The organism is Lentzea nigeriaca, from assembly GCF_016907955.1.
Lineage (GTDB): Bacteria > Actinomycetota > Actinomycetes > Mycobacteriales > Pseudonocardiaceae > Lentzea > Lentzea nigeriaca.
Genome location: NZ_JAFBCX010000004.1, coordinates 175,694 through 195,394 on the forward strand (window position 1 = coordinate 175,694; position 19,701 = coordinate 195,394).

Genomic DNA, 19,701 nt, shown 5'->3' on the forward strand with positions numbered 1-19,701 from the left:
GAGAAAGGTTCCCTTCATCGTTTATCAGCTAGCTGACGGACTGCACGATCACGGCGCCGTTGCCGACGACGTTCTCGTCCGCCGTGCGGACCTCGAGCTCACCGCGCAGCACGCGGCCGGCACCGGGCTGGCCGAGCGGCGTGATGACGCCCGCCGCGTTCCACGACGCACCGGCGGCGCGGTCGGCGTTGCTGTCGGTCACGGTCAGCGTGCCGAGACCGGCGGCGGTGTAGACGTCGAAGTAGTCGTACGCCGTGGTGCCCGCGGGCACCGAGTAGCCGTCGATCTGAACGCGCCACAGACCCGCGGCGGGAGCGTTGACGGTGACGGACTCCTCGGAGTCACCGTCCGCCGACGTACCCGCGGTGACGCACGTGCCGGACGTGCAGTTCAGCACGAACAGGTCGAGGTCGGCACTCGCGTCGGACGTGTTGCCGATGGTGGCCGTCAGCTTCGAGGCACCAGCGGGAACCTGGATGTCGAAGAACTTGGTCTCCAGGTTCGCGATCGACGGCCGGTCCGACTTGGCGCTGCCGACCGAGCCCGCCACGAGCCGGCCGTTGAACGCGGCCTGCGTGTTCGTGACCGTGTAGCTGCGGTTCAGCGGGGCGCCCAGCGCCGCGGACGCGATGACGTCCGGGTTCGGGCTGATCGACGTGCCGAGCACGGACGCGGTCACCGAGTACGGCGCCAGGTCGGCGTCGGAGGTGCGGCGCGCCTCGACCACGATCTCCCACACACCGGCCATCGGGCTGGTCACCGTGCGGCTGGTGGGGGTGCCACCGGAACAACCGGCGCCCGCGTCCGGGTTGTAGCAGTTGGTCGAGCTGGTCACGTCGAGCGGCACGCCCTGCGGGGTGAAGCGCAGGAAGCGGACCTGGCCCTTGCCGGCCTCGGCGCCGCCGGCGTTCATGTCGACCTTCAGCGCGGTCGTGCCCTTCGGCACGTTCACGAAGAGGCTGGTCGACTGGTTGCGCGCGATCGTGCCGGACTTGGTGGCCGAGAACTTGTTGGCGGCGTTGAAGGTCTCCGCCGCGAACACGGTGTTCAGGGTCTGCACGTCGACACCGGGGGTCTCGACGTCGTCCAGCTGCAGGACGGCGCTGTGCGCGCCCGCGCTCGTCGCCTTGATCTTCACCGGGAACTGGACCGGCGTGTTCAGCGGCAGGTCGACCGTCTTGGCCGCCTTGAACGTGCCGTCGTTGCCCTTCCAGGAAACGTTCCACGTCTCCAGGTGGTCGTGACCGGTGGTGCGGGTCAGCGTGTAGGTGCGGATGTACTCCTGGCCCGCGGTCACGCCTTCACGGTCGTGGATGCCGACACCGGTGTTCGGCTTGGCCAGCAGTCCACTGAGGACGGTGCTGACCGGAACCGAGGTGGTGACCTTGTTCGGTACGCCGTGCTTGTCCAGCAACGACCACGCGGCGTTGGTGTTGAACAGACCGGCGCCCTGCTCGTAGGCGCCCAGGGTGCTCACGAAGCTGGCGCTGCGCTGGATCGCGTACCGCAGCTCGGCGCTCGTCGGGCGCTGGCCGTCGTGCTCGGCCTTGAACGCGCTCACGAGCAGCGCGGCGGCACCGGTCGCCTGCGGGGCAGCCATCGAGGTGCCGTTGAACATCGCGTAGCCGGCCGGGAGCTCGTAGGTGCCGGCCACCGGGCCGGGCTGCTGCCAGCGCGGCGTGGTGGAGATCGCCGAACCCGGAGCGACGATGTTCGGCTTGAAACCGCCGTCCTCGGCAGGGCCGCGCGACGAGAAGCCGTGCAGGCTCTGCTTCTGCGCGGTCTTCGAGCCGTAGTTGGAGAGCCAGGTCGCGCTGGTGATGTACGAACCGACGCTCACGGCGTCCGTGGCGACCGACGGGTCACCGACGGTGTTGGCGCCCGCACCCGAGTTGCCCGCGGAGATGAACAGCTGGACGTTGTACTCGTTGATCGTGCGGTTGTAGAGCTCCGCACGAGCGTTGTTGCCGTCGTTGAGGGCGGGGAGGCCGCCGATGGAGATGTTCACGACGTCGGCGCCGTTGCGCGCGGCGTAGAGGACACCGTCGATCAGGCCCGAGCTGGTGCAGGACGGCGTGGAGAGGCAGGCCTTGACGGCCATCAGCTTCGCACCGGGCGCGGCACCGGCCATCTTGCCGTCGAACAGCTTGTAGGCCGAGGTGATGCCGGCGACGTGCGTGCCGTGCGCGGCGCCCGCGATGCCCAGGTTCACGTACGGCGTGCCCGCGTTGTCGTAGATCGAGCGGTCGGTCTGCACGACGAACGCGACGCGGTCGACCACCGGGGTCGCGGGGTTGTCGGTACCGAAGTAGCCGACGTCCTGCTTGACCTTGTAGTCGAGCATCCGCTTGTTGTTGGTGAAGTCGCCGTCACCGTCGGTGTCGACGAAAACTTCCTTCGTCGTGATGTCCTGGATGACACCGAACGCGTCGGTGCGGTCGCCGTCGCGGTTGATGTCACCGCCGGTCTCCGACGCGGCAGTGCCCAGGTCGCCCGCGGTCTCGCGGAAGAGGCCGAACGAGTAGGGGCCGCCGGTCGCCGGCGCGGTCCACTCACGGCCACCGTTGGTGAACTTGCCGACGACGCCGGTCTTGGTCATGGTGACCCAGGTGCCGTCGCCGGAGTTCGTGGCGTTCGCGTTGTACCAGTCGATGATCTTCCGCTCACCGGTGCTGGTCTTCTGCAGGGCCGGGGTGTCCAGGTCGATGCCGGAGTCGATCACGGCGATCGTGGTGCCACGGCCGTCCCACTGCGGGTGCGCGGTGGCGAACTGCGCCGCCTGCGTGTCCTGCGTCGGCATGTAGGGGTTGGTGCGCGGCGTCTTCGGGCCCGGCGGCGTCTGCGGGGCCGGCTGCTCCATGCCCTGCGGACGCGGGTCGTCGAGCGCGATGAGGCCGTCGACGTCCACGGTGCTGACGGACTTCAGCTTGGCCGCCTTCTCCGCGTTGTCGCGCGGAATGGTGACCTTGACGTAGTCGACGTCCTTCTCGGTCTTCTGGACCGTGGCGCCGAGCGCCTTCAGTTCGCTGACCGCGGCGTCGGTCTTGCCGTTCTCGGCGGCGACCAGCAGGTCGACGGTCGGCTTGCCCTCGCGGGCGGCCTGGTCGACGAGCTCGCGGTCCTTCTTGTCCAGCTGCTTGTCGGCGGCCGGCTTGTCCTGCTGCGCTGCGTTCTGCGCGATGGCGGGGGTGGCGGCGAAGCCGAGCCCGGCAGTGCCCAGCACCGCGGTCAGCAAGACCGTGCCGGTGCGGCGTCTCCAGTTTCTCACGGCGCAAATGCCCTTCGTGGGGTAAAGAGTGCTCAGAAGCACATCTCTTCGCCTCGCGAGGGACAATCGTCTGCCCGGCGGATTCTGTGTTTCCACATTGGACTGTTCAGCGGCTTGTCCGCGCACCGTATTAGTGCCGCGCGTTTCGCTTTTGCCGTGGAACGAGCAGTTGCCCTCCAGTCAAGGGCTGATGGAGGGGAATGTCAAGGCCTGCGTCAACGGTGAATGACATTGCCGTGTAACAGGATCCCGTCAACGGACGATGGAGTGATCGCTATTTCCCAGCAATAGCGACCGCAATCTCGACCGCAGGCGCCCGACGATCCCCTGACCGGTCGCGAGCGCCTTAGGCTGCGCCCCGCACGCCGGGCAGTTGTGACGGTGCGCGGTCAACGCCCGCTGGAGTTCCTTGATCTGACTCGCGGTCCGTTCCGGCACGGAGTCCTTTTTGATCGAGAGCAAACTCAGCTCGGTGAGCGTTTCCGTGCGGTGCCTCAACCGCACCACGGGCGCGATCGTGTGGAAGAAGATCAGGTTGCGCCGCCGCACGGGTTCGATCGCGGCAATGCTGCACCACGGGATCACCGTGCGACCTTCGAGGTCGGTCGACACGATGCCCTCGTCGGTGAGCCGCGTGCCCATGGCGAAGCCACGCCACGCGACGGCACCACCCATGACGAGCCACAGGCCGCCGAACACGATCGCGTACCAAGGGCCGTCGAGCATCGCCACCGGGCCTGCGACGGCGACGGCGGTGCCGAGCCCGAAGAGGACCCATCTCCACCTGGTGTGCATCTCCCCATCCTGTTTACCCGATTCGGGCGCATAGCATTGCTCGGTGCGAAACCAGGACGGCGACGGAATGCCGGTGCGGGCATCGTTCCGCGACCTGCTGTCGTGCCCACTGACCAGGTGGTCACCGGATTGCTCCCGCACGAGCCGCCCGACTTCCAAACGCCGGCCGCCCTCGCGTTGTTGAGCGACTCGGTCTGCGTCGTGGTCACAGGACAGCGCGGAGTCGGGATGACGCAGGTCGCCGCAGCGTATGCACGGCAGCGCGTGCGGGACGGCTGGCTGGTGGCGTGGACCGGCGGAGAGACGGACGAGCAGATCAAGGCCGGGATCGTCGAGCCGGCTGATCGGCTTTCGCTGTATCGCCCGGAGAACAGCGCCGAAGTCACAGCAGCACGGGTGCGCGACCACCTGCAGACGCGGCCTGGGCGGGCCTTGCTGGTGTTCGACAACGTGGTGTCACTCGATTCGATCAAGCCCTATCTGCCGTCAGTCGGAGACAGCCGCCAACGTGCTCGGCACCGCCCTCATCTCGTCCGGAGAACGAGAAGAGGCATCGGTACTGCTTCGCGGGGACTCACACGACGGCCAAGGAGGTGCTCGGGGAGGAGCACCGTGCCACGGCGCCGGCTCGGGCACTGCTTGAGTCCATTCAGCAGGACTGATCGCTGATCAGGCGCTACCTTGCGCCCATGGACCTCAAGCTGGTCGCCGACGAGCTCTACGGGCTGCCCCCGAAGGAGTTCACCGCGGCCCGCAACGCCGCGGCCAAGCAGGCAGGCGACAAGGACCTCGCGAAGGCCATCGCCGACCTGCGCAAGCCGACCGTGGGCGCCTGGGCGGTCAACCGCCTGGTGAGGGACGCTCCGAAGGGGCTGGAGGAGGCTCTGGGCCTCTCCACGGCGCAGCTGACCATGCGGGAGCTCGGACGCAAGCGCAAGGAGCTGCTGGAGACGCTGGTCTACCGCACGCTGGAGCTGACGGGCCCGCTCGCCGACGATGCCGTCACGCAGGTGCGGAACACCCTCACTGCGGCGATGTCCGATCCTGAGTCCGCAGAGCAGGTGCGGACGGGGCACCTCACGAAGGCGCTGGAGTACTCCGGGTTCGGTTTCGCAACGCCACTGCCGGAGCCTGCGAGCACCGACGGCGAGGACGCGCTGGCCCGCAAGCGGCGGGAGCGGCAGGATCGGAAGCGGGCAGAGGCGCAGCAGGCGTTGGACGAGGCCGAGCAGGCCCTCGGGGAGGCGCAGGCGGATCAGCTGGCGGCGCAGCGGGCGTTCGACCGGGCCGCGGAACGGCTGGAGGACGCCAAGCGGATCACGGCGGCGGCGGAGAAGGCTCGCAAGGCCGCTGAGCGCAGGCTCACCGATCTGAGCTAGAGCGGTCGAGCGAGCCCCACTCGTCGGAGTGCTGGGCGTTGACCATGTCCTCGCACTCGCTGAGCGCGGAGTCGGCCACCCAGGCCAGCGGCTGGCGGCAACGGACCAGGGGCTCGTTGTCCGGGCCGCGGCCCACCTCCTCGCCGCGGAGCACCCAGGCGCGGACGTCCGGGCCGCGCAGCTCGCGCAGGTGGCGGTAGTCGAACAGGCGGCGGGCCACCCACAGCTCGAGCGAGCGGTCCTCCCACCACGGTTCGACGCGCAGCGGGCTCGCGGACAGCCCTGGCAGGTCGACGCCGGTCAGGGAGTCGCGCGAGGTCGAGGCGGCGTCCGCGTCCGGGCCCTTCGACCAGCGGATATAGACGTCGTCACCCAGAAGGCCGACGAGGTCGGAGAGATTTGTGATCGTGGGCAGCTCTTCCGTCACATCTGGTGACATACCCCGGCCGAACCTGAAGACAACCTGAAGGAATTGAGCCTGGTCACAGTGAAAGCCGACCGGAACACCACGCTCCGGTTGTACGTTCAACAATGTGGTTGGCCGCAGGCGCTCGAGCCCGCGCCAGGACGATCCGGCACCCCCAGGCTGGAAAAGTCCTTCCGCAGGCGATGTGTGCTCGCGCCGCGGTCAACCCGCCGTCGACCGGCACACCGGAAACCCCCCTCACCGGTAGTGGCGGTCGACGGCACCCGCTCAGAGGTTGTACTGGTCGTGCCGCGCGTAGAAGGCCTCCAGCTCCTCCGGCGGCAGCCCCTTGGCCTCCCCGACCTCCAGGAAGAACTTCTCGCGCGCGATGCCGGGCGAGAACAGGATCAGCATCCGGACGGGCGCGTCGCTGTCGTTGCGGAACGCGTGGGGCCGGTTCGGCGGCACGTACAGGAAGTCGCCCTCCCCGCCCTTGATCCACTCGTCGCCGTCGAACAGCGAGATCTCACCCTCCAGCACGTAGAACGACTCCGAGAACGTCTTGTGGAAGTGCGGGCGGGCGCCGGGCTGACGGGCCTCCATCCGCCACTCGAACAGGCCGAACTCGCCGTTCGTCACCGATCCCGGCGCCACGAACCGGGTGGTCTTGGTGCTGAAACCCACCTCAGAGGCTGGTCGGAACGTCAAGGGTCTTCCTCCCCAGAAAAGTGAACTTGATTCAGGTCTCGTGCGTGACCAGCGGTGGATCTATGCTCGGCCGATGGCACATGACGCGGATGTCATCGTCGTCGGCGCGGGCCTCGCAGGTCTCGTCGCGACCGCAGAGCTCGCGGACGCGGGCCGCAAGGTCATCCTCCTCGACCAGGAGCCGGAAGCGTCGCTCGGCGGCCAGGCCTGGTGGTCGTTCGGCGGGTTGTTCATGGTCGACACTCCCGAGCAGCGCAGGCTTCGGGTCAAAGACTCGCACGACCTGGCGTTGCAGGACTGGATGGGCTCGGCGGCGTTCGACAGGGAGAGCGACCACTGGCCCCGGCTGTGGGCGCAGGCCTATGTGGACTTCGCCTCCGGGGAGAAGCGCTCCTGGCTCCACAACATGGGGGTGCGCTGGTTCCCGTTCGTGCAGTGGGCCGAGCGCGGCGGCTACCTGGCCGACGGGCACGGCAACACGGTGCCGCGGTTCCACGTCACCTGGGGCACCGGGCCCGGCATCGTCGAGCCGTTCGAGCGCCGGGTGCGCGAGGGTGTGGCGAAGGGGCTCGTCACGCTGAAGTTCCGGCACCGGGTCACCGGTCTCAGCGTCACCAACGGCGTGTGCGACGGCGTGTCCGGCGAGGTGCTGGAACCGTCGTCGGTCAGCCGCGCCGAACCGAGCTCGCGGACGGTCACCGGGGAGTTCTCCCTCAACGCCCAGGCCGTGATCGTCACGTCCGGCGGCATCGGCGGCAACCACGACCTGGTGCGGCGCAACTGGCCGGAACGGATGGGCACGCCGCCCAAGTTCATGCTGGCCGGTGTGCCGGACTTCGTGGACGGGCACATGATGGAGGTGGCGCAGAAGGCCGGCGCCTCGATCATCAACGCGGACCGCATGTGGCACTACCCCGAGGGCATCGCGAACTACGCGCCGGTGTGGAGCAGGCACGGCATCCGCATCCTGCCCGGCCCGTCGCCGCTGTGGCTCGACGCGGACGGCAACCGGTTGCCGATCCCGCTGTTCCCCGGCTTCGACGCGCTGGGAGCGTTGCAGCACATCACCTCGCGCGGTGACGAGCACTCGTGGTTCGTGCTCAACAAGAGGATCATCGGCAAGGAGTTCGCGTTGTCGGGCTCCGAGCAGAACCCGGACCTCACGGGCAAGGACACGCGCGCGGTGCTGAAGCGCGCGCTGCCGGGCGCGGTCGCGCCGGTGGAGGCGTTCGCCCAGAAGTCGAAGGAGTTCATCCAGGCCGGGACGGTCGCGGACCTGGCGCGCGGCATGAACGCGCTGACCGGCGACAGCCGCATCGACGCCGCCGCGCTGGAGAAGACGATCATCGAGCGCGACCGCCAGGTGACCGCCGGCCTCAGCAAGGACATGCAGGTCAACGCGATCCGCGCGGCCCGCCACTTCCTGACGGACAAGCTGATCCGCGTCGTCGAGCCGCACCGCCTGCTCGACCCGAAGGCGGGTCCGCTGATCGCCGTCCGGCTGTCGGTGATCACCCGCAAGACGTTGGGCGGCCTGCACACCGACCTGTCGTCGCGGGTGCTCGACACCTCCGGCGAGGTGTTGCCCGGCCTGTACGCCGCCGGTGAGGCCGCCGGGTTCGGTGGTGGCGGCGTGCACGGATACCGTGCGCTGGAAGGAACCTTCCTCGGTGGTTGCCTGTTCTCCGGCCGCGTGGCCGGGCGTTCGGCGGCCGACGCGGTTTCTTAAGTTGCACAGGTCGAACTGAGACGAAGCACTCGCCGTTCCTTGCCGCGTAATGAAGTTCCCTGCGGAAGGAACGGCGAAATGCTGTTACGAGGTGGAATCGCGGCTGCGCTGGTCGTGCTCACTATGGCGGGCACGGCCGTGGCGGATCCGTCCGCTCAGGTCGTCGGCGGCACACGGGCGTCGATAAAGGACAACCCGTTCGCGGTGTACCTGGCGCCGGCAACCGACACGCGTGATCCCCGGTGCACCGGCGTCGTGGTCGCACCGGACAAGATCCTCACCGCCGCGCACTGCGTCGACGAGGGCGTGACGGGACCGAAGCCGATCCCGTTGACCAAACGCGTGGTGGTGGCGGGGCGGGAGAACGTCCACAGCACCGGCGAGGGTGTCGTCGCGACGCTCACGAAGATCGTCATCAACCCGAAGTACGACGGCATCTCCTTCGACTCCGCGGTCCTGACCATCGACCGCCCGCTGAAGCAGAAGCCGATCAGGATGGCCGGTGCCGCCGACCGCCACCTGTACGCACCGGGCAAGTCCGCCACCGTGATGGGCTGGTGTGCGGTCAAGGAGGGCGGCAGCACCAACGGCTACCTGATGAAGGCCTCCATTCCCATCCTGGAGGACGAGACCTGCCGCGTCTTCTGGGGCAAGGACGACGAGGGCAACGACTTCTACGAGAACCGGTCGATGCTGTGCGGTGGCCACCAGGAGGGCGGGATCGACGCCTGCAACGGCGACTCCGGTGGTCCGTTCATCGCGGGCGGCAAGCTGATCGGCCTGGTGTCGAAGGGTGTCGGCTGCGCCAGGCCGAACCACCCGGCGATCTACGCGCGAGTCGATGCCATCAACTCGTGGGTCGCCAAGGAGATTTCGCACTGATCTCGCGTGGTGGACGCGGGTTGACGGTCCCCCGGCTTGCGGCTGTGCTGGAGGCATGACGCAGATCGGTGTTCTGGTCGGCAACCCGCGGCCCGCCTCACGCACTCTGCAGGCGGCCCTGGCCCTGCGCGAGGCGCTCGCCTCGACGTTCGGCGTGCCCGTCGAGGGCCCGGTGGTGGAGGCTGCGGAGCTCGCACCCGCCGTGTTCACGGACCCGGACACGATCAAGGCGGCGCTGGAGACGCTGGGCCAGGCGGACGTGCTGGTGGTGGCGACGCCGACGTACAAGGCCGCGTACACCGGGCTGCTGAAGGCCGTGCTGGACCAGGCGCCGTCGGGGTGGTTGCGCGGCAAGGTCGTCGTGCCGCTCCAGATCGCCGCGTCGGACAAGCACGCGCTGGCCGTCGAGGTGCACCTGCGGCCGGTGCTGGCCGAGCTGGGTGCGCTGGTGCCGCAAGCCCTGTTCCTCAACGAGGCGGCGCTTCCCGCCGACGTCACGGACTTCGACCTCGACACGCTGAAGGTGCTGCGATGAAGGAACAACTGCGCAACGCGTTGCGGCACCACGCCCAGGCCGTCACGATCGTGACCGCCGCCGGGCCGGACGGGCCGGTCGGCACCACGGTGTCGTCCTTCACCTCGGCCTCGTTCGAGCCGCCTCTCGTCGTCGTGTGGATCGGCGAGGGCGCTTCGGTGTGGCCGGTGCTGCGGACCGCGCCGCTGTTCGCCGTGCACCTGCTGGACGCCGCGCAGACACCGCTCGCGGACCTGTTCGCGACCAAGGGCGTCGACCGGTTCGGCCCCGAGACCCGCTGGCAGCCGGATGACGACGGCGTGCCCGTGCTCCTGGACGCGCCGGTGCGGCTGAGGTGCCGCACCGCGCGCAGGATCGTGGTGGGCGATCACATCGCGCTGGTCGGTGAGCCGCTCGACATCACGCACTCCGACATCGCCACGCCGCTCGTGCGGCACCAGGGGCGCTACACGTCAGTCGCCTAACGTCCGCAGGATCTCCAGCGCGAGGCGGTCGTTCTGCCGGAACGCCGGGGCGTTCGTGTTCGGCCGCGCGAACGCCGCGTACGCTTTTCCCGTGGTGTAAGGGCCTACGGCGAACCGCACCGGGTCGACCTCGCCGCGTTCGTTGATCAGGCGACCCTCCGCGGTCACCCGCACCAGCCCCGCGTCGTCCTCGGAGACGTCGCCGACCGCGCGCAACGACCGCAGCACCGGGTCTGCCGTGCGTGACAACGAGTGCGTGGGCAGCCGTGCCTCGATCAACCCGTTGGCGCGCACCACCTCCGGCGTGGTCGGGCTGCCCGCCACGAACGCGCCGTCCACCGCCTCCACCCACATGTCGGCACCGACGAACCGCACGATTCCCGCGCGTGACAACGCGAGCAGCTCCTCCAGCCGGTCCGGTGGCGGACCGGAGGCCAGGTAGCTGAAGTAACCGTGCCACCAACTGTCGTACGGCATCACCTGCGACATCTGGCCGTAGACCGACAGCAGGGCCAGGAACGCGCCCAGATCAGCGCTGTGGCGAGGATCCGAGCGGCGGGCCACGTCCGCCTCGACGTAGGCACGCAGGTACTCCTGGAACTCCTCACCGGACGCGAAGGTCAGGCCGGCCAGCGGACGGTCGAGGCGTTCGAAGTCGACGCGGTCGGCCGGGTCGGGCACCGCGAGCTCCTCCAGCTCCCGCATCTCCGCGCTGTACCACGGCAACGCCGCGAAGCTCACGGCGAACTCGGTGAACGGCATCCGCACCAGGCCGGGATGCCCGGTGAAGAGCTCGTGGTAGTGCCCCCACGCTATTTCCTTGGCCATCAACGGCCACACGTCGCCCCGGAAGTCCAGCTCCCTGCCGCGCAGGGCGTCCGCGACGAAGAAGTTCGGCAACGCCGGACGGGTTCCCTGCAACCGATAGCCGGTCTTCGAGTGGTACGGAACGCCGCGCCGCGAGCCCACGTAGATCGTCGGCTCGGCACCGGACGGGAGGTATTCCAGTTGACCGGAACGCACGAACCTGCCGCCACGCCCCTCGGTCAGCAGCACCATGAGATCGATGAACGCGAGCCCGAAGCCACGCAGCACGACGTCTCCCGTGACCTCCGACAGATCGGCGTCGGCCGAGTACAGCGGTGGCACGTAGACCAGGCCGTGCTCCGACGCGTGGTCGGCCAGCTTCCGGTGTTCGGGCTCCGGTTCGGCGTCGAGGTGGCCCAGAGCGAGCACCAGCACCTCGGCCCGCAGCGACTCTCCGCTGTCGAGCCACACCCAGTTGCCGACGACCTTCAAGGCACGGGCCTGATGCACGGTCACCGAGATGTTCGGAGGCAGAGATTCTCTTACGTGGTCGAAGAACCACGCCAGATACTTGCTCTGCACCTGACGTGACGGGAACGACGTCGGCTCGACGTCACCCCACTCCGCCAGCGTCGGGCCGGGACGAACCGGACCTGCGCCGTCGAAGCTCGAATCCGTGAAGACCGTGACGTCCTCGGCCATGGAGTTCATGCGCAGCAACGGAGACTGCGCGTGCCGCCACACCCGGCCCGCGCCCGGCGGATAGGGGTCGACGACGTGCACGGCCAGCTCCAGCGACGGCGACTGGGCTGCGATGCGTTCCAGCAGGCCGGCGGCACGAGGGCCGCCACCTATGACGACGAGTGTGCGCATGCGCGTCTTTCCGTTGAGGGGAAACGAGAAACGAGCCGCGCCCCTCAACGCGAACATCACCACGGTACCCCGCGTGTGCAAGCAAATCCCGCTCTGTGGACACCGTTGCGAGCACTGATCGTCCGGTGCTGGACTCGCATGGCGTCTCCCTCAACGCAATCCCTGAATTTTTCACCTTCGGCTCTGGGGAATCCGCCATGCCAGTTGAGTTTCTCGGGATCGCCGCCACGAACAACGGCTCGGAGACGACGCCGCGCTCCGGCGGTTCGTTCGACAAGGACTACACGATCAGGCTCGCCCGTGCGCACGAGGAGCACGGCTGGGACCGCGTGCTCTTCGCGTACGGGTCCGGCTCCCCCGAGCCCGCCTCCGCCGCGGCCTACCTGGCGGCGAAGCTCGACAAGCTGCAGATCCTGCTCGCGCACCGGCCGAACGTGTCGTACCCGACGTTCGCGGCCAAGACGTTCGCGACGCTCGACCAGATCAGCGACGGCAGGCTGACGGTGCACTTCATCACCGGCGGCACCGACCACGAGCAGCAGCGCGAAGGCGACTACCTGACCAAGGACCAGCGCTACAGCCGCACGCGCGAGTACATCCAGATCGTCAAGAAGGCGTGGCTGCGCAGGGAGGCGTTCGACCACGACGGCGAGCACTACCACTTCAAGGACTTCGTGAGCGACGTGTTCCCGGTCCAGCAGCCGCGGCCCAACGTGTCGTTCGGCGGCTCCTCCCCCGCGGCCTACGAGGCGGGCGGCGCGGAAGCGGACATCTTCTGCCTGTGGGGCGAACCGCTCGCGGAAACCGCCCAGCAGATCGAGTCCGTCAAGCAGGCGGCGAAGAACGCGGGCCGCACCGACGTGCCGAAGATCCAGGTGGCGTTCCGGCCGATCATCGCGCCGACCGAGGAACTGGCCTGGGAGAAGGCCTACCGGACGCTCGACCGGATCGAGGCGCGCAAGGCGAACGGCCCGTTGAGCCGCCGCCATTCACTCACGAACCCGGAGAACACCGGCTCACAACGGCTTCTGGCCGTGGCGGAACGCGGCGAGCGGTTCGACCGTGCACTGTGGACTCCCACCGCGAAGGCAACGGGCGGCGCCGGCAACTCCAACGCGCTGGTCGGCACCCCGGAGACCGTGGCGCAGGCGTTGCTGGACTACTACGACCTCGGCGTGGACATTCTCTCGGCACGCGGCTACGACCTGCTCGACGACGCGATCGACTTCGGCAGGTACGTGATTCCGCTGGTGCGCGAGGAAGTCGCGAAGCGGGACCGGGCCAAGGCCGCATGACCACACTGGAAGTGCGCCGCGTCCGGCAGTCAGATCCGGACGCGGCGCCGTTGGTCGCCGAGCTGACGTACGAGTACACCTCCCGCTACGGACCGAGTGGCGCGCAGGAGATGCAACGTCCGGCGGACGTGTTCGAGCCGCCGCACGGACAGTTCCTGCTGCTCCTGGAAGCCGGCGAGGCGGTCGCCGGTGGAGCGTTCAAACGTTTCGACGCCGAGACCGCCGAGCTGAAGCGGATCTGGACGCACTCGCAGCACCGCAGACGCGGACTGGCGCGCAAGGTGCTGGAGGAACTGGAGAAGGAGGCGCTGGCGTTCGGCTACCGCCGGATCTACCTGACGACCGGGCCGCGGCAGCCCGAGGCTAAAGGTCTGTACCTGGCGACCGGATACACGCCGCTGTTCGACGTCGACGCGGACCCACTGACAATAGGCCCGCTGGCCTTCGAGAAGGTGATTCGCCAGTGCCGCGACACTAGTTCAAACGAGTGAATTCATCGGCAAAGCCATGATTGGAGCCGGGAAATCAGGTTCGGTTGGACAGGCGAAGTGTGATCCGTAAGCTTGTCTGTCGGGCCCACACCCGGTGGTGGTCCGTGCGGGGCTGTCACCCGTTCGACCGAACCTGGCGGAAGTGGGTCGCACAGGCCATCGGACGATCGATCAGCAGATCACCCCGGTCCCCACGAATGGCCACCTGAGCTGAATGAACATGGTCGACAGCCGAGAGCACGCCGCTCACTGGGCAGCGGCGATCTCCAGCACCCTTCTCACGAACCTCCCGCGCGCGAAGCTCGAGGAACTGCTCGGCGAGTACGTCGAGCAGCTGCTCGGCGGTGGTGCCGCCGAGGCTCGGCAGGTCGGCCGTCTCATGGTGGAGAACGACTTCATCTCCTCGTCGACACTGGAGGAGACGCTCACCTACCTCGGTGAGCACGCGGCGGTGGCGCCGGCTCAGCTCGCCGCGCTCGCCGCCGGGTACGCGGAGGGCGTGCGTGATCGCACGCTCGACCATCAGGAGATCACCCGCACGGCCGCGATCAACGCGATGCGCAGGGCCGAGAGCGCGGTGCTGGCGAGCGAGGCCAAGTTCCGGGCGATCTTCCAGAGTTCGGCGTTCCCGATCGTGGTGGTCGACCTCACGGGGCGGATCATCGACGTCAACGAGGCGTTGTTGACGATGCTCGACTACAAGCGCGACGACATGCACACGATCACCGGCCGCGAGCTCGCCCACCCCGACGACCGCGAGGCGTTGCGGGAGGTCGGGCAGCGGCTGATCGACTCCGATCTCGACCACCTCAGGGTCGAGGCGCGGATGATCCGCAGCGACGGCGAGACGATCCAGACGCACATGGCGATCTCGCTGGTGCGCGAGAACGAGGACTCGCCGCCGTACTTCGTCACGATGATCGAGAACATGAACGAGATGCGCGCGTTGCAGACGCAACTCGTGCGCCAGAGCCTCAACGACATGCAGACCGGGCTGCCCAACAGGACACAGTTCCTCGGTTGGATCGAGGGCGCCGTCGGCTCGAAGGGGCCGGAGACGCTCGCGTTGGTGCAGGTCGACATCGACGGGTTCCGCGGCGTGAACGACGCGTTCGGCCACGAGGCGGGCAATCGGGTGCTGATGCACGTCGCGACGCGGTTGCGAGCGGTGTTCACGGAGGACGTCGGCAAGGTCGCGCGCATCGGCGAGGACGAGTTCGGCGTCCTGATCAAGGACCCGCGGGACGTGCGCGGCGTGATCGCGCTGGTCGAGGAGTTCACCAAGCAGCTGGAAGAACCGATCTGGATCGGCGCGCACGGCGTCGGCGTGACGACGAGCATCGGCATCGTGGCGCGGGCGGCCCGCGGCGGCGACGCGGTGGACCTGTTGCGGGCGGCGGACGTCACCGTCGGCTGGGCGAAGCGCGACGGCAAGGCGCAGTGGGCTTTGTACGACGGGGAACGGGATCTGCGCGACAAGGAGAGATACGCGCTCGCGGCGTCGATCCCCGGCGCGCTGGAGGAGGGCCAGTTCCGGGTCGACTACCTGCCCGTGCACTCGCTGGCCGACGGTTCGGTGCTCGCGCTCGAGGCGAAGATCGTCTGGAACCACCCGGAGCACGGGGTGCTGTGCCCGGACATGTTCATGGACCAGTCCTCCGACAACGGCATGATCCTCCGCCTCGTGCACTGGGCACTTTCCGAGGCGTGCGCACAGGCCGGCGAGTGGTACTCCGTTCTGGGCGCCAGGACTCCGGCACTCTCGATCGACCTGCCGCCGCGGCTCTGCCAGGAACCCGAGCTCGTCGCCGAGGTCGCCCGCCTCCTGGCCAGGGCGGGGCTACCCGCGTCGTTGCTGCGTTTCGAGCTGCACGAGCGCCTGCCGTCGTTGCTGAACGACGAGCAGATGGAGGAGCTGACGATCCTGGCGGAGCGTGGCATCGGGCTGGTGCTGGACCAGGTGAACGGCGCCAACGTCGGCGTCGACCGGCTGCGCCACCTCCCGCTGACGGGCGTGAAGTTCACCGGCTCCGTCGTGCACGGCCTGGACACCGGCGCGAACAAGGTCGACAAGAGCGCGTCGGTGGCCCTGCTGAAGTGGGCGTCGGTCCTGCGCCTGCCGCTCTACGCCGACGACGTGCGAACCCCCGCCGAGGCCGCACGGCTGGGCGAGCTGGGCGTCACGGGCGCGCAGGGCTCGCACTTCGGGCCACCGCTGTCGGCCGCGGACGTCTCCGCGCTTCTTCTCAGCTAGTGGCTTGTTGCAGTTGTCTCTTGGGATGTGACAGTGAGGTGATTTCGGCAGGCAGCCGCGCCTCGATCATGAAGATCGCGCTCTCCTGGCTGCCAACTGCACGGTTGGCAGCAGTTGAGATGATCAGCAAACGTTTGCGTCAGCATTTCTCTACCGCCATCTCGGCAGCGACGTGCACGAGAGCGCGACCATCCGGGCTTTCGGAGATGAGCACCAGACCGCCCCCTGCCCGCCTCAACGGAGCACAACCAAGCCGCGACGCTCAGCTAGTTCTTATCAGGGATTCTTTAACTTTTTCCACAGGCTGCTCACATGATGGCGGTCCATCGTGGAGCCATGACCGAGCAGAGCTTCCCCGCGATGAGCGGGTCACTGGTGGAACCGCAGCCAGCCGTTGCGCCCGCGCCGAAGTTCTGGCGCCGCACGGCCCCGATGCTCACCGCGGCGGCACTCGTCGCGGGGTTGTTCGGAGGTGTGACCGGCGCGGTCATCGCCGCACCGGACTCACCCCCTTCGGCGTCCAGTTCGGTGTCGGCGCAGACGGTCCTGAACCAGTCCACTGTGGATTGGACGACGGTGGCCGCCAAGGTGCTGCCCTCCGTCGTCCAGGTGAACCTCCAGAACGGCCTCGGCTCCGGCGTGATCCTGACCGCCGACGGGCAGATCCTCACCAACAACCACGTCGTGGCGTCCTCTGGCGGCCGGCTCACCGTGACGCTGAACGACGGCCGCCAGGTGCCGGCCACCGTCGTCGCGACCGATCCGTCGTCCGACCTGGCGGTGATCAAGGCTTCCGGCGTCTCCGGGCTCACGCCGATCAAGTGGGCGGACTCCGACGGCGTCAAGGTCGGCGACGCGGTGATGGCGATCGGCTCGCCGTCCGGCCTGCAGGGCACCGTGACGACCGGCATCGTCTCGGCCCTTGACCGCAAGGTGACCGTGCCCGGCGAGGGACGGCGCGCGTCTTCCGTTTCGTACCAGGCGATCCAGACCGACGCGTCGATCAACCCCGGCAACTCCGGTGGTGCGCTGGTGAACGCGGCCGGTGAGCTGATCGGGATCAACTCGGCGATCTACTCGCCCGCGGCGAGCAGCGGTGAGGCCGGCAGCGTGGGGATCGGCTTCGCCATCCCGGCCAACACGGCGAAGCAGATCGTGGACAAGCTGAGCTGACTGATCACGTCGAACGTGCGCTTGGCCCCTGGAGCGGAGGCCAAGCGCACGTCGCACGTGATGAGCGTGGCACGCAGGTGTTCGGCGAGCGCCACGGTCGAATCTGCAGGCCAGGGCCGCGGCACCGCCGCGGCCCTTCGACATGTCAGGACAGCCAGTCCGGCCGCAACGGCATGTGCGACTTCGTGCCGTCCAGCTTCACCCCGAGCACCTGGTGCAGCTGGATGTTGTTCCGGTCGAAGCCGAGCCGCGATGCCGCGAGGTACAGCCGCCACACACGAGCCCGTGCCTCGCCGACCTCGTCGACGGCCTCCTCCCAGTGCGCCTCGAGGTTGCGTCCCCAGGCGGCCAGGGTCATCGCGTAGTGCTCCCGCAGGTTCTCCTCGTGCCGCACCTCGAACCCGGCGTCGTGCATCTGGGACACGAGGTAGCCCGGCCCGACCAGCTCACCGTCCGGGAACACGTACCGGTTGATGAACGGCCCGGACAGCGACCGCTCCTTGTTGTTCGGCCGCGTGATGCAGTGGTTCAGCAGCCGGCCGCCCGGCTTGAGCTTGCTGTACAGCGACGAGAAGTAGCCGGGCAGCTTGGCCTTGCCGATGTGTTCGGTCAGGCCGATCGACGACACCGCGTCGAAGCCCGTCTCGCGCACGTCGCGGTAGTCGAGGTGGCGCACCTCGGCGAGGTCGGACAGGCCGGCCTCGACGATCGCCTTCTGCGCCCACTCGGCCTGGTTGCGGGACAACGTGACGCCGATGGCGCGCACGCCGTACTCGCGGGCCGCGTGCATGACCATGCCGCCCCAGCCGCAGCCCACGTCCAGCAGTCTCATGCCGGGCTTCAGGCCGAGCTTGCGCGCCACCAGGTCGTGCTTCTCGAACTGGGCCTGCTCCAGAGTGGACTCGGCCGACGGGTACACCGCGCAGGTGTAGGCCATCGACGGGCCGAGGATCCACTCGTAGAACTGGTTCGACACGTCGTAGTGGTGGGCGATGGCCTGCTGGTCGCGGGCCTTGGAGTGCCGCAGGCCGCGCAGGCGGGTCTCCTGCGGCGGTGGGGTCACCTTGTGCGACAGGCGGATCCGGCCCAGGAAGCGGAGCAGTTCCACCCGTTGCAGCCAGGGGAGTTCCCGCAGGGAGAACTCCGAGAGCTGGGAGAGGCCGGCGTGCACGTCGCCGAGGATCTCCAGGTGACCGGTCACGTAGGCGCGGGCGAGGCCGAGCTCACCTGGTGCGGAGGCCAGGTACGACAACGCTTCCGGCGTTTTGATGTCGATGGAGACCGGCGCGGCCGAAGGGCCGGCGGTGCTGCCGTCGTAGGCCTGGAAGCGAACGTCGCCGCCACCCGTGATGCGCTGGAAAATGGAGGCCAACCGCATTCATCGTCCCCTGACACACTTGGCGTACAGATCAGGCAAGCGGTTCGTCTGGTCGTACCGGGACTTCACGGACCGGTAGTGCGAACCGTTGTAGTGCCGCCAGAACTCGTCCTCGCTGTAGTAGGAGTCCGAGTACAGCGACTTGTGGCCGCCCAGCCGCGCCACCTCGCGCTCGATCAGCCGGTTGCGGTCACCCATCTTCTCCCCCGGCCGCACCGGGACCTCCGACCAGAACCCGACGTTGACGTACAACGTGTCCGCGTCCATCGGGTAGAGCGGCCAGCCCGTGGTGTCGCGCAGGCGAACCGGGCACAGCCACACCGGCGAGATGCCGATCTCGCGGTCGAAGAAGTCCAGGAAGTCGGCCAGCGCCGAGACCGGGATCTCCACGTCCTGGATCACCGGTTCGACGTCCACCCGCGGCCGCAGCTGCCGATGCTTGGCCACGAGCTTGCGGTACACGTCCGAACGCAGGTAGCGCTTCGGCCACAGCCGCCGCACCACCGGGTTCTGCGCGCCGAACGCCCGCGAGCACCAGAACCAGTCGGTGTCCCAGCGCCACAGGTAGTCGTGGATCGTGAGGTGGTCCGTGCGGCGCTTCTGGATGGACCGGTAGTAGATCTGGTTTCCTGTGTAGTCGGACGTGTACGGCGCGATGTCGGCGTAGTGGCCTAACGTCAGGTACATCTCGCCGCGCGAGAACACCGTGCCGTCGACGAAGTCCGCCGAACCGTCCGAACACACCTCCTCGATGACGGCGGCGCATTCGGCGAACGAGCCGAACGGAACGTGCCGCAGCCGCACGTACTGCCGCACCGGTTCCAGCTCGATCTCCAGTCGCAGCGCGTAACCCAGCGTCCCGTAGGAGTTGGGGAACGCGCGGAACAGGTCGTCGTCCGGTTTGGAGACCACGACCTCGCCGTCACCGGTGAGGATCTCCAGCTCCCGCACGGACTCGTGCGGCAGTCCGTTGCGGAAGGACGTGGACTCGATGCCGAGCCCGGCTACCGCGCCGCCGATGGTGATCGTCTTGAGCTGCGGCACGACCAGCGGCATCAAGCCGTGGCGCAGCGTTGCGGCGACGAGATTCTCGTAGGTGGTCATGCCTTGCACCTGCGCGGTGCGTCCGACCGGGTCCACCGCCAGCACCCGGTCGAACCTGCCGACGTCCAACCCGCCCGACTGATCGGCGCGGAACCGGAACAGGTTCGACGTCTTCTTCGCGAGCCGCACCGGCGCACCTTCGCGCATCGCGGCGTACTGC

16 protein-coding genes are annotated in these 19,701 nt (G+C 68.3%); 9 read left to right on the plus strand and 7 right to left on the minus strand.

Annotated elements, in window-relative coordinates; translation table 11 throughout:
* Positions 1–28 precede the first annotated feature (28 nt).
* Positions 29–3,268 carry a S8 family serine peptidase gene (locus JOD27_RS15285; RefSeq protein WP_372441697.1) on the minus strand — a complete coding sequence of 1,080 codons (3,240 nt, stop codon included), beginning with the start codon at positions 3,266–3,268 and terminating at the stop codon, positions 29–31.
* A gap of 252 nt (positions 3,269–3,520) precedes the next feature.
* Positions 3,521–4,471: a hypothetical protein gene (locus JOD27_RS15290; RefSeq protein ID WP_204762912.1), complete on the minus strand. Its 951-nt coding sequence runs from the start codon at positions 4,469–4,471 to the stop codon at positions 3,521–3,523.
* A gap of 281 nt (positions 4,472–4,752) precedes the next feature.
* Here JOD27_RS15290 and JOD27_RS15295 point away from each other — a divergent pair, with 281 nt between their 5' ends.
* Positions 4,753–5,442 carry a hypothetical protein gene (locus tag JOD27_RS15295; RefSeq protein WP_204762913.1) on the plus strand — a complete coding sequence of 230 codons (690 nt, stop codon included), beginning with the start codon at positions 4,753–4,755 and terminating at the stop codon, positions 5,440–5,442.
* On the opposite strand, the gene JOD27_RS15300 is transcribed toward JOD27_RS15295, so the two are convergent.
* Together JOD27_RS15300 and JOD27_RS15305 are read right to left on the minus strand one after the other, a co-directional pair.
* Complete coding sequence (locus tag JOD27_RS15300; protein WP_204762914.1) at positions 5,426–5,881, minus strand: DUF6098 family protein; 456 nt, start codon at positions 5,879–5,881, stop codon at positions 5,426–5,428. The genes JOD27_RS15295 and JOD27_RS15300 overlap by 17 nt on opposite strands.
* Positions 5,882–6,136: 255 nt before the next feature.
* Complete coding sequence (locus JOD27_RS15305) at positions 6,137–6,556, minus strand: cupin domain-containing protein (RefSeq protein WP_204762915.1); 420 nt, start codon at positions 6,554–6,556, stop codon at positions 6,137–6,139.
* A 73-nt stretch (positions 6,557–6,629) separates the two neighbouring features.
* On the opposite strand from JOD27_RS15305, the gene JOD27_RS15310 reads away from it, so the two are divergent.
* The 4 genes from JOD27_RS15310 to JOD27_RS15325 all read left to right on the plus strand — a co-directional run bounded on the left by JOD27_RS15310 (position 6,630) and on the right by JOD27_RS15325 (position 10,166).
* Entirely contained in the window at positions 6,630–8,285 is a 1,656-nt protein-coding gene (locus JOD27_RS15310; protein WP_204762916.1) for an FAD-binding dehydrogenase, read from the plus strand.
* Between the two features lie 78 nt (positions 8,286–8,363).
* On the plus strand, positions 8,364–9,167 hold the full coding sequence (locus JOD27_RS15315) for a S1 family peptidase (protein ID WP_204762917.1): 804 nt from the start codon (positions 8,364–8,366) through the stop codon (positions 9,165–9,167).
* Positions 9,168–9,222: 55 nt separating this feature from the next.
* A complete protein-coding gene (locus tag JOD27_RS15320; protein WP_204762918.1) occupies positions 9,223–9,702 on the plus strand; it encodes an NADPH-dependent FMN reductase in 480 nt (159 codons plus the stop codon).
* Entirely contained in the window at positions 9,699–10,166 is a 468-nt protein-coding gene (locus JOD27_RS15325) for a flavin reductase family protein (RefSeq protein ID WP_204762919.1), read from the plus strand. The genes JOD27_RS15320 and JOD27_RS15325 overlap by 4 nt, the downstream gene beginning before the upstream one ends.
* Here the strand turns inward: JOD27_RS15325 and JOD27_RS15330 are convergent.
* Entirely contained in the window at positions 10,155–11,846 is a 1,692-nt protein-coding gene (locus JOD27_RS15330) for an FAD/NAD(P)-binding protein (protein WP_204762920.1), read from the minus strand. The genes JOD27_RS15325 and JOD27_RS15330 overlap by 12 nt on opposite strands.
* Before the next feature lie 197 nt (positions 11,847–12,043).
* On the opposite strand from JOD27_RS15330, the gene JOD27_RS15335 reads away from it, so the two are divergent.
* The 4 genes from JOD27_RS15335 (at position 12,044) to JOD27_RS15350 (ending at position 17,059) form a co-directional block, all read left to right on the plus strand.
* Positions 12,044–13,141, plus strand: coding sequence for an LLM class flavin-dependent oxidoreductase (locus tag JOD27_RS15335; protein WP_204762921.1), 1,098 nt, complete (start codon positions 12,044–12,046; stop codon positions 13,139–13,141).
* Positions 13,138–13,632, plus strand: coding sequence for a GNAT family N-acetyltransferase (locus JOD27_RS15340; protein WP_204762922.1), 495 nt, complete (start codon positions 13,138–13,140; stop codon positions 13,630–13,632). Before JOD27_RS15335 ends, JOD27_RS15340 begins: the two co-directional genes overlap by 4 nt.
* Before the next feature lie 220 nt (positions 13,633–13,852).
* Entirely contained in the window at positions 13,853–15,886 is a 2,034-nt protein-coding gene (locus JOD27_RS15345; protein ID WP_204762923.1) for a putative bifunctional diguanylate cyclase/phosphodiesterase, read from the plus strand.
* A 336-nt stretch (positions 15,887–16,222) separates the two neighbouring features.
* Positions 16,223–17,059 carry a S1C family serine protease gene (locus JOD27_RS15350; protein WP_204762924.1) on the plus strand — a complete coding sequence of 279 codons (837 nt, stop codon included), beginning with the start codon at positions 16,223–16,225 and terminating at the stop codon, positions 17,057–17,059.
* 145 nt (positions 17,060–17,204) lie between these two features.
* Here the strand turns inward: JOD27_RS15350 and JOD27_RS15355 are convergent, their stop codons facing one another.
* Together JOD27_RS15355 and JOD27_RS15360 are read right to left on the minus strand one after the other, a co-directional pair.
* The gene (locus JOD27_RS15355; protein WP_204762925.1) at positions 17,205–18,437 is read right to left on the minus strand and encodes an SAM-dependent methyltransferase; all 1,233 of its coding nucleotides are present in this window, start codon (positions 18,435–18,437) and stop codon (positions 17,205–17,207) included.
* Complete coding sequence (locus tag JOD27_RS15360; protein WP_204763353.1) at positions 18,438–19,688, minus strand: FAD-binding oxidoreductase; 1,251 nt, start codon at positions 19,686–19,688, stop codon at positions 18,438–18,440.
* Between the last annotated feature and the right edge of the window lie 13 nt (positions 19,689–19,701).

What these genes read in the sequence shown, in the direction of transcription:
- JOD27_RS15295 (WP_204762913.1), top strand. Translation starts at nt 4,753, where the DNA reads ATGGACCTCAAGCTGGTCGCCGACGAGCTCTACGGGCTGCCCCCGAAG.
- JOD27_RS15300 (WP_204762914.1), bottom strand. Translation starts at nt 5,881, where the DNA reads ATGTCACCAGATGTGACGGAAGAGCTGCCCACGATCACAAATCTCTCC.
- JOD27_RS15310 (WP_204762916.1), top strand. Translation starts at nt 6,630, where the DNA reads ATGGCACATGACGCGGATGTCATCGTCGTCGGCGCGGGCCTCGCAGGT.
- JOD27_RS15315 (WP_204762917.1), top strand. Translation starts at nt 8,364, where the DNA reads ATGCTGTTACGAGGTGGAATCGCGGCTGCGCTGGTCGTGCTCACTATG.
- JOD27_RS15320 (WP_204762918.1), top strand. Translation starts at nt 9,223, where the DNA reads ATGACGCAGATCGGTGTTCTGGTCGGCAACCCGCGGCCCGCCTCACGC.
- JOD27_RS15325 (WP_204762919.1), top strand. Translation starts at nt 9,699, where the DNA reads ATGAAGGAACAACTGCGCAACGCGTTGCGGCACCACGCCCAGGCCGTC.
- JOD27_RS15330 (WP_204762920.1), bottom strand. Translation starts at nt 11,846, where the DNA reads ATGCGCACACTCGTCGTCATAGGTGGCGGCCCTCGTGCCGCCGGCCTG.
- JOD27_RS15335 (WP_204762921.1), top strand. Translation starts at nt 12,044, where the DNA reads ATGCCAGTTGAGTTTCTCGGGATCGCCGCCACGAACAACGGCTCGGAG.
- JOD27_RS15340 (WP_204762922.1), top strand. Translation starts at nt 13,138, where the DNA reads ATGACCACACTGGAAGTGCGCCGCGTCCGGCAGTCAGATCCGGACGCG.
- JOD27_RS15345 (WP_204762923.1), top strand. Translation starts at nt 13,853, where the DNA reads ATGGTCGACAGCCGAGAGCACGCCGCTCACTGGGCAGCGGCGATCTCC.
- JOD27_RS15350 (WP_204762924.1), top strand. Translation starts at nt 16,223, where the DNA reads ATGACCGAGCAGAGCTTCCCCGCGATGAGCGGGTCACTGGTGGAACCG.
- JOD27_RS15355 (WP_204762925.1), bottom strand. Translation starts at nt 18,437, where the DNA reads ATGCGGTTGGCCTCCATTTTCCAGCGCATCACGGGTGGCGGCGACGTT.
- JOD27_RS15360 (WP_204763353.1), bottom strand. Translation starts at nt 19,688, where the DNA reads ATGCGCGAAGGTGCGCCGGTGCGGCTCGCGAAGAAGACGTCGAACCTG.